The sequence below is a fragment of the Saccharopolyspora ipomoeae genome (assembly GCF_029952525.1).
GTDB classification, from domain to species: Bacteria; Actinomycetota; Actinomycetes; order Mycobacteriales; family Pseudonocardiaceae; genus Saccharopolyspora; species Saccharopolyspora ipomoeae.
This window is the reverse complement of sequence record NZ_JASAOF010000013.1, coordinates 160,012-167,687: the sequence shown is the minus strand read 5'-3', so window position 1 is coordinate 167,687 and position 7,676 is coordinate 160,012. Positions and strand designations below refer to the sequence as shown.

The following is a 7,676-nucleotide window of genomic DNA, read 5'->3' as shown; positions in this document are numbered from 1 at the left end:
CCGAACCCGCTGATTAAGAGTCAGCTGCTCTGCCAGTTGAGCTATTGGCGCTGGCCTCGCCGGGTCTCCCCGGCAACGCGAAAAAGATTAGCACGGGCTCGGAACGGCCTGCGCAGCAGGTCCGATTCGTGTTCTGGGGCACAATTCGGCGGATCGGAAAACGAAAAAGGCCCGCCGGGAAGGCGGGCCTTTTCGCTGCTGTGCGCCAACAGGGACTCGAACCCCGAACCCGCTGATTAAGAGTCAGCTGCTCTGCCAGTTGAGCTATTGGCGCTGGCGTGTCCTCCGGGGTTTCCGTCCGGTCTCCCTGGCGACGTCGAAAACTCTAGCACGGCTGTGCGCGGGTCCTCCGGCAGGGGGGCACCCCGGATCGCGGCCGCAACCCGGGAGGCCGACGCGCGTCCTCCGGAGGGGTGTGATGAGCGGCCGAGGACCTGCGGAATATGACACTGCGTGGGGACCCGGTCGCTGCACGCACGGTCGGGCGATTACGGCACACTGGTCGTGAGGCGCAGGTGTGCTTTGTGACGGGACGGATAGTTGCCAATGACTGGAAGGTGTAACCCGGTCGGGTTTTTCTCGCGGGTTGGCCGTCCGACGGCTGGGCTGGTCGTCGGGCTGGTGGGTTTGCTGGTCGCCGGGTGCAGCGGCGGCGGGGGAGCGGCAGCCGAGGAGGAGCAGGGGCCGCAGGCCCCGGTGGTCCAGTTCGCACCGCAGAACGGGACCAAGGACGTGTCACCGCTGGACCCGGTGACGGCGAAGGTCAGCCGCGGCAAGATCGTCAACGCGAAGCTGACGAACTCCGACGGGAAGGAGGTGCCCGGTCAGATCTCTCCGGACGGCGTGAGCTGGACGTCGACGGAGAAGGCCGGGTACGGCAAGACGTACACGCTGGCGGTGACGGCGCAGGGCGAGGGGCCTGCGATCACGCAGCAGTCGACGTTCACGACGGTTCAGCCGAAGTCGCAGACCTACGTCTCGATGATCCCGCTGGACGGCGAGACCGTGGGTGTCGGGCAGCCGCTGGTGTTCCGGTTCAGCAAGGACGCACCCGCGCCGGACAAGGCGAAGGCCGAGGAAGCGATCAAGATCGCGACCGAACCGGCCGTGGAGGGCGCGTTCTACTGGTTCAACAGCCGCGAGGTGCACTGGCGGCCGAAGGACTACTGGCAGGCGGGCACGAAGATCTCGATCGACGTCAACGCCTACGGCCACGAGTTCGGCCCGGGTCTGTGGGGTGAGGAGGACCGCGAGGCCACCATCACCATCGGCGACCGCGTGGTGCTCAAGGCCGACGGCGCGTCGCACCAGATGAGCGTCGAGAAGAACGGCCAGGTCATCCGGACCATGCCGGTGGCGCTGGGCAAGCCGGAGTTCCCGTCGAACAACGGCATCCACGTGGTGACCGAGCACCACCGCAAGAAGATGATGGACTCCACGACCTACGGCCTGCCGCTGGAAGCCGGTGGCTACCAGACCGAGGTCGAGTGGGCTGTCCGCATCTCCAACGGCGGCGAGTTCCTGCACGCGGCCCCGTGGTCGGTCGCCGACCAGGGGCACCGCAACGTCAGCCACGGTTGCATCAACATGAGCAACGAGAACGCCGAGTGGATCTTCAACCTGCTCAAGAAGGGCGACGTGGTCGAGATCACCAACTCGGGCGGCCCGGACCTGCGCTCCTGGGACGGCTTCGGAGACTGGCAAGTCCCCTGGGAACAGTGGAAGAAGGGCAACAAGTAAGAGAACCAGAGCAAAGCGACTGCGTCAGGCGAATGACGCAGTCGCTTTCTCTTTGCCCGCCCCGGATGGAAGCTCGCCGCGCACGGCGCCGCCGTGCGCCGGAGCGGGCCGTGCCGTCAGTCGTCTCCGTCTTCGCAGGCGATGTAGAGAGCAGTGCCGGGTTCAGCGAAGTCGCAAACGGGGTCGTCGTCGTCTTGGGCGGCGGCGCTCCCGGCCATGCCGAGAACAGCGGCGCCGGCGAGCGTTACGGCAGCGAGTGTGGCGCGAAGGCGCATTGCTTCGATTCCCTTCCAGCTGGATTCGAGTTCTTGCGCCGTCCAGAGGTACGGCGTGCGCGGTGCTCCTGCCACTCGGATGCCCGTGTCAGGTGAATCGCTCTCGGCGATCGCCGCGCCAGCGACCGGGCCCCGGTGCGAGCGGAGAACGTGGGACGTGAGCCCTGACGACCGGTCCTGGCAGGCCCGGAGGAGGTGCGGGAGCCGTACCTCGCTCGACGAGCTGCTGGAACCCATTCCGCTCCCGGAATCGGACGTGGCAGAACCAAAAAACTCCGGCCGACTGCCCGTTTGGCAGTCGGCCGGAGTTTTTGAACTGCAATTTTCTCTAGGGTGAGTGACGGGAATCGAACCCGCGACACCTGGGACCACAACCCAGTGCTCTACCGACTGAGCTACACCCACCTCGGCCGCTCGGACCGCGCCCTGCCGGGCCCCGTCCGGAGCAACGAGAACCATCCTAGCGTGTGCCCGCGAGGGGTTTTCCACCGGCTCCGGTTTTCGCGTCCGAGCAGCTCAGCGGCAGTCTCAGGACTGCTCGCGGGCCTTGGTGCTCCCGCTGACCCCTTCGTTGTCGCTGAGGAGTTCGGCGGCGACGGCCTGGGCCTGCTCGCTGCTGGGGCCGGGGTGCGGGACGAACGCGGTGCGCCGGTAGTAGGCCAGTTCGCGGATGGATTCGCGGATGTCGGCCAGGGCGCGGTGGGCGAGTCCCTTCTCCGGCTGCGCGTAGTAGATGCGCGGGTACCAGCGCTTGCAGAGCTCCTTGACGGAGGAGACGTCGACCATCCGGTAGTGCAGGTGGGCGTCGAGCTGCGGCATGTCGCGGGCGATGAACCCGCGGTCGGTGGCGATGGAGTTGCCGGCCAGCGGTGCGGAGCGCACGTCGGGCACGTACTGCCGGATGTACTCCAGGACCTGCTGCTCGGCCTCGGCGAGGGTCACCTGGGAGGCGCGGACCTCGTCGGTGAGCCCGGAGCGCGCGTGCATGTCGCGCACGACTTCGGGCATCCCGGCGAGGGCGTCGTCATCGGCGTGGATGACGATGTCGACGCCGTCGCCGAGGATGTTGAGGTCGGCGTCGGTGACCAGGGCGGCGATTTCGATCAACGCGTCCTTGCCGAGCTCCAGCCCGGTCATTTCGCAGTCGATCCACACTAGACGGTCATTCACTCGACGCAGCCTAACTCCCGCGACCCCCGGGCCGCGGGAAGAGTGTCTTGATCGGTACCTCGGCTATTCGTCGAGGTGGGTTCGCAGTTCGCGGGGGACGACCTTGCCGGTGGGGTTGCGGGGGAGTTCGTCGAGGAAGATCACATCGCGCGGGACGGCGAACTTCGAGACGCACCCGCGCACGTGGTCGCGGACCTGGTCGGCGTCGAGGGCGCCCTTCTCGCGGGGCACGACGAACGCGGCCAGGCGCTGGCCGAAGTCGGCGTCGTCGACGCCGATGACGGCGGCCTCGGCCACCTCGTCGAGCCTGGTGATGGCGTCCTCGGTCTCCTTGGGGTAGACGTTCTCGCCGCCGGAGATGATCATGTCGTCCTCGCGGCCCGCGATGAACAGGCGTCCGGATCGGTCGAATCGTCCCAGGTCGCCGGTGGACATGAGGCCGTCGCGGCGTTCCCGGCTGTTGCCGTTGGTGTAGCCGTCGAACAGCATGTCGTTGCCTGCGAAGATCCGCCCGGTCTCGCCTCGGCGGACCGGCTCGCCGTTGTCGTCGAGGATGCGCACCTGCGTGCCGCGCGGCGGCCGCCCGGCCGAGCTCGGGGCGGCGCGCAGGTCGGCGGGCGTGGCGATGCTGACCCACGAGACCTCGGTGGAGCCGTAGAGGTTGTAGAGCACCGGGCCGAAGGCGCGCTGGAATCGGGTGGCCAGGTCACCGGGCAGCGCGGAACCGCTGGCGGCGACGATGCGCAGCGACGAGGTGTCGAACCGCTCGCGCTCCTCGGCGGGCAGGTCGAGGATCCGCTGCAGCATCACCGGGACGCCGAACATGGCGCTGACCCGGTGCCGCTGCACGGTCCGCAGAGTGTCGACGGCGTCGAACTTGCGGCGCAGCACCAGCGTCGCGCCGAGCACGGCGGAGAGCTGGAACCCGGCGATCGCCCACGTGTGGAACAGGGGCGCGCTGAGCAGGACGCGCTCTCCGGCGCGCAGCGGGATGCGGGAGAACACCGCGCCCGCGGGGTTGAGGCTCGGCGGGTCGGGCCGGCGAGCGCCCTTGGGCGTCCCGGTGGTGCCGGAGGTGAGCACGATCAGCCGCGAGTGCCGCGGTGGCCGCGGGAGCTTGGTGGCGGGCTCGGTGGCGATGAGGTGGTCGAGCGTGTGGTGCTCGGTGGGCCCGTCGGCCCAGCCGAGGACGACGTCGAGGTCGCTGGGCAGGTCCTGGAGGTGCCCGGCGAACTCCTCGTCGAGGACGAGCAGGCTGACGTTCTGCTCGGCGAGCACGTCGGCGAGCTGGCGGGTGCTGAGCCCGACGTTGAGCAGCACGACGTCGACGCCGAGCTTGGCGGCGGCCACGATGACCTCGACGGGCCCGTGGTGGTTGCGGGTGAGCACGCCGACGCGGGTCTTGGCGGGCACCCGGTCGCGCAGCGCGGCGGCCAGCCGGGTGGTGCGGGTGGCGAGCTCGGCGTAGCTGAGCGCTCCGCGCTCGTCGATCACGGCCGGTCGGTCCGGGTGGCGCGCGGCGCCGACGGCGAAGCCGAGCGGCAGGGTGATGCCCCAACGGCGGTAGGCCAGGGCGATGCGGACCAGCCTGTCGGGCCGCATCGGTCGCACCACACCCTGCTTGACCAGCACGAACAAGGTGTGCAGGGCCGGTGCGGCGTGGTTGGTCAGAAAGCTCGGCAGTCGCCGCAGAAAGCTCACTCGGTCACCCCTCGTCCGCGAAACCTACTCGGGAGTAGATTGTGCCGTGAGTAATCCTCCCGGCCAAGCCCTCCGTGTCGAGTATCCCGATTCCGCGGTCGCGACGTAGGCGGCGCGGCGGGTGAGGGGGGAGCCTCTACCCGCCGCGCCGACCCCCAGTGATCCGGGTCGGGGCCTACTCGGTCCCCGCCGCGGTGACGACCGCGTCGCGCAGGGCCGCGCGCAGACGGCCGACCTCCAGCGGTGAGAGCACCGCCGTCTCCCCGGGCGGTGACACGATCACGACCCGGCCGTGGTTGACGAACACCGACATGTCCTGTCGCCGTCCGGCGACGTCGCGGCAGCTGATGTGCCACTCCTGGTTGGGCCCCACAGTCCCAGCCTCCCTGTGCCGATCCGCCAGATGCGGTGAAGCGGCGCGCTGCGCGCTTCCGGTGTAGGGACGCGCCGGCCCGACGTGCATGACGGCACTGCGGCGAAATCACCTGAAAACGCTGTGAGCCATGTCCGGACCTGCGGTTCCCCGGTCGCGACCCCGGACACGACTCAGGGGCGATCCCACAACGGGAATCGCCCCTGAGTCGGTGCTGTTAGCCGGATACACCCGTCCGGCGTCAGATTTGGTCAGACCGGGCGAACCTTCAGCCCGGCTTCCTCGGCGGAGAGCACTACCGCGCCTTCGAAGTCAGCGATCGGCAGCTCGTCGCGCACCAGGCGGTGCGGTGCGTCGGAGGCCTGGACGCGGATCGTGCCGGTGGTGACCGCCTGCTCGGCCAGGTCCTGGCCGCCGAACTGCACGCTCAGCGCGTCGCCGGAGACCGTCGCGGTCAGCCAGCCGCCCTCGATGACCTGCTCGGAGCCGTCGAAGGACACGGTCAGCCGACCCTCGGCCGGGTTGTCGCCGCGGACCGCGACGTGCGAGAGCGCGACGTCCCGCTTGCCGGACTCCTCGCCGGCCAGCGCGATGACATCCCTGGTGGCCTCCTCGCCCGGCTCGGTGCCGGGCTTGGGGGTCAGCACCGGGGCGCGCAGCTGCGCGGCCAGCCGGTAGGGCTGCCACGAGCCGGCGCCGATCAGGTTGACCACCGCGCTGACCGCCACGTCGGTCAGCAGCCGGTCACTGCCCGGGGCGGGCGTGACCTCGATCGCCGGCACGTCGCGCCGGGACAGCAGTTCGCGCAGCGCTTTGGCGCGCTGACGGCTGTTGCGGTCGAATCCGCGGGTGATCGCCACCGTCCCCGATCCGGCGGCCGCGACGGCGGCCTCGGTCAGGTCCGCTAGCGGCGCCCAGATCTGCGCCGGGTCCTGAGCAGGACGCTGCCGGCGCGAGCGGGCGAAGCCTGGGGCATCGGTCGTGGTTTCCATCGCCCTCCACTTTAGTCTTCGACGAAGGGTGACCTTGCCTTCCGGTGGGGGCTTTCACGGTGTGAAATCGATCGCGATCGCACTGCTCCATCGGGGTGGCTTTTCCTGCCGGCGGGCTCATCCGCTGCGGCATTCGCCGCATCCTGACCGCTCGGCGAGGCGGGGGGCCGCGAGATGACCGAGTTGCACCTGCCGGGCGCGCGGCCCGGCCCGGACCGGTGGGTGGTCGTGCGGTGGCTGGTGCCGGACGGGAGCCGGGTGCGGGCGGGTCAGCCGCTGGCCGAGCTGCGTCCGGCCGACTCCGACGGCCCCGGGATCAGGGTGCGGGCGCTGGCCACCGGCACGGCGTGGCACCAGGTGCGGGCGGGCGAGGTGCTCAGCGTCGGCCAGGTGCTCGGGTTGATCGACTGAACCGCGCGGGGCCGGGGCTTGCCCTCGGTTGTTAGGTTGGTGCCAGTGACGCGGGGTGCCCCGGCCCGGGGCTGAGAACAGACCCGTTGAACCTGACCTAGCTCGTACTAGCGGAGGGACGTCATGGCCCCCAACGTGCTGACCATCGCCGGGACCGATCCGAGCGGCGGTGCCGGTATCCAGGCCGACCTCAAGGCCTTCTCCGCCAACGGCGCCTACGGCATGTCGGTGATCACCGCGCTGGTCGCGCAGACCACGACCGGGGTGAGCCGGGTGCAGGAGGTGCCGCCGGACTTCATCACCGACCAGCTGGTGACGCTGCTCGACGACGTCCGGGTGGACGCGGTCAAGATCGGCATGCTGGCCAACGCCGAGGTCATCCGCGCCGTCGCGGCCGTGCTGGAGCGCTACGCGCCGCGGTTCGTGGTGCTCGACCCGGTCATGGTCGCCAAGAGCGGCGACCGGCTGCTGGCGCCGGAGGCCGTCGGCGCGCTGCGCGACGTGCTGCTGCCGCGGGTGGACCTGATCACGCCGAACCTGCCGGAAGCGGCCGACCTGCTCGGCGAGTCCGAGATCGGCAGCCCCGACGAGATGCCGGCGCAGGCCGAGCGGCTGGCGGGCCTGGGCGCCAAGCAGGTGCTGCTCAAGGGCGGTCACCTGGACGGGGAGACCAGCGTCGACCTGCTCCACGGCGACGGGCTGGCCGAGTTCCTCAGCAGCGAGCGGGTGGCCACCACCAACGATCACGGCACCGGCTGCACGCTCTCGGCGGCGATCGCGGCGCTGCGCCCGCAGCGCGCGGATTGGCTGGAGGCCGTTCGCGAGGCCAAGCAGTACCTCACCGACGCGCTGCGCGCCTCGGAACGCCTCGACGTGGGCCGCGGTCACGGTCCGGTGCACCACTTCCACCGCTGGTGGTGACAGTTCTAGCCATAATCGACCGGACATTTCGGACTTCGATCATGGACAGTTCTGGCCAGAACTGTCCGACTCCCGGACCCACCGATCTCTGCG

Annotated in this window: 7 protein-coding genes, 2 tRNA genes and 1 riboswitch; of the genes, 3 read left to right on the top strand and 6 right to left on the bottom strand. The window is 69.8% G+C overall.

Features of this window, described 5'->3' with window-relative positions; all coding sequences use genetic code 11:
- Positions 1–201: 201 nt before the first annotated feature.
- A tRNA-Lys gene (locus QFW96_RS19940) sits at positions 202–274 on the bottom strand.
- Between the two features lie 347 nt (positions 275–621).
- On the opposite strand from QFW96_RS19940, the gene QFW96_RS19935 reads away from it, so the two are divergent.
- Positions 622–1,740 (top strand): L,D-transpeptidase, encoded by a 1,119-nt coding sequence (locus QFW96_RS19935; RefSeq protein ID WP_281457203.1) that lies wholly within the window; start codon positions 622–624, stop codon positions 1,738–1,740.
- A 607-nt stretch (positions 1,741–2,347) separates the two neighbouring features.
- On the opposite strand, the gene QFW96_RS19930 is transcribed toward QFW96_RS19935, so the two are convergent.
- The 5 genes from QFW96_RS19930 to QFW96_RS19910 all read right to left on the bottom strand — a co-directional run bounded on the left by QFW96_RS19930 (position 2,348) and on the right by QFW96_RS19910 (position 6,251).
- A tRNA-His gene (locus tag QFW96_RS19930) sits at positions 2,348–2,420 on the bottom strand.
- A gap of 123 nt (positions 2,421–2,543) precedes the next feature.
- Positions 2,544–3,185 (bottom strand): oligoribonuclease, encoded by a 642-nt coding sequence (gene orn, locus QFW96_RS19925; RefSeq protein ID WP_281457202.1) that lies wholly within the window; start codon positions 3,183–3,185, stop codon positions 2,544–2,546.
- A 63-nt stretch (positions 3,186–3,248) separates the two neighbouring features.
- Positions 3,249–4,886, bottom strand: a complete 1,638-nt coding sequence (locus tag QFW96_RS19920; protein WP_343231394.1) for an AMP-binding protein — start codon at positions 4,884–4,886, stop codon at positions 3,249–3,251.
- A gap of 175 nt (positions 4,887–5,061) precedes the next feature.
- Positions 5,062–5,259 carry a hypothetical protein gene (locus QFW96_RS19915; protein WP_281457209.1) on the bottom strand — a complete coding sequence of 66 codons (198 nt, stop codon included), beginning with the start codon at positions 5,257–5,259 and terminating at the stop codon, positions 5,062–5,064.
- A gap of 251 nt (positions 5,260–5,510) precedes the next feature.
- A complete protein-coding gene (locus tag QFW96_RS19910) occupies positions 5,511–6,251 on the bottom strand; it encodes a hypothetical protein (protein WP_281457201.1) in 741 nt (246 codons plus the stop codon).
- Positions 6,252–6,425: 174 nt separating this feature from the next.
- On the opposite strand from QFW96_RS19910, the gene QFW96_RS19905 reads away from it, so the two are divergent.
- Together QFW96_RS19905 and thiD are read left to right on the top strand one after the other, a co-directional pair.
- Entirely contained in the window at positions 6,426–6,662 is a 237-nt protein-coding gene (locus tag QFW96_RS19905) for a hypothetical protein (protein WP_281457200.1), read from the top strand.
- 41 nt (positions 6,663–6,703) lie between these two features.
- A riboswitch (TPP riboswitch) is annotated at positions 6,704–6,798 on the top strand.
- On the top strand, positions 6,786–7,583 hold the full coding sequence (thiD, locus tag QFW96_RS19900; protein WP_281457199.1) for a bifunctional hydroxymethylpyrimidine kinase/phosphomethylpyrimidine kinase: 798 nt from the start codon (positions 6,786–6,788) through the stop codon (positions 7,581–7,583). Its footprint overlaps the riboswitch before it by 13 nt.
- The last annotated feature ends 93 nt before the right edge of the window (positions 7,584–7,676 follow it).

Bases quoted from the DNA above. Each gene is read 5' to 3' on its own strand.
- QFW96_RS19910 (WP_281457201.1), bottom strand. From the start codon at position 6,251: ATGGAAACCACGACCGATGCCCCAGGCTTCGCCCGCTCGCGCCGGCAG.
- QFW96_RS19905 (WP_281457200.1), top strand. From the start codon at position 6,426: ATGACCGAGTTGCACCTGCCGGGCGCGCGGCCCGGCCCGGACCGGTGG.
- thiD (WP_281457199.1), top strand. From the start codon at position 6,786: ATGGCCCCCAACGTGCTGACCATCGCCGGGACCGATCCGAGCGGCGGT.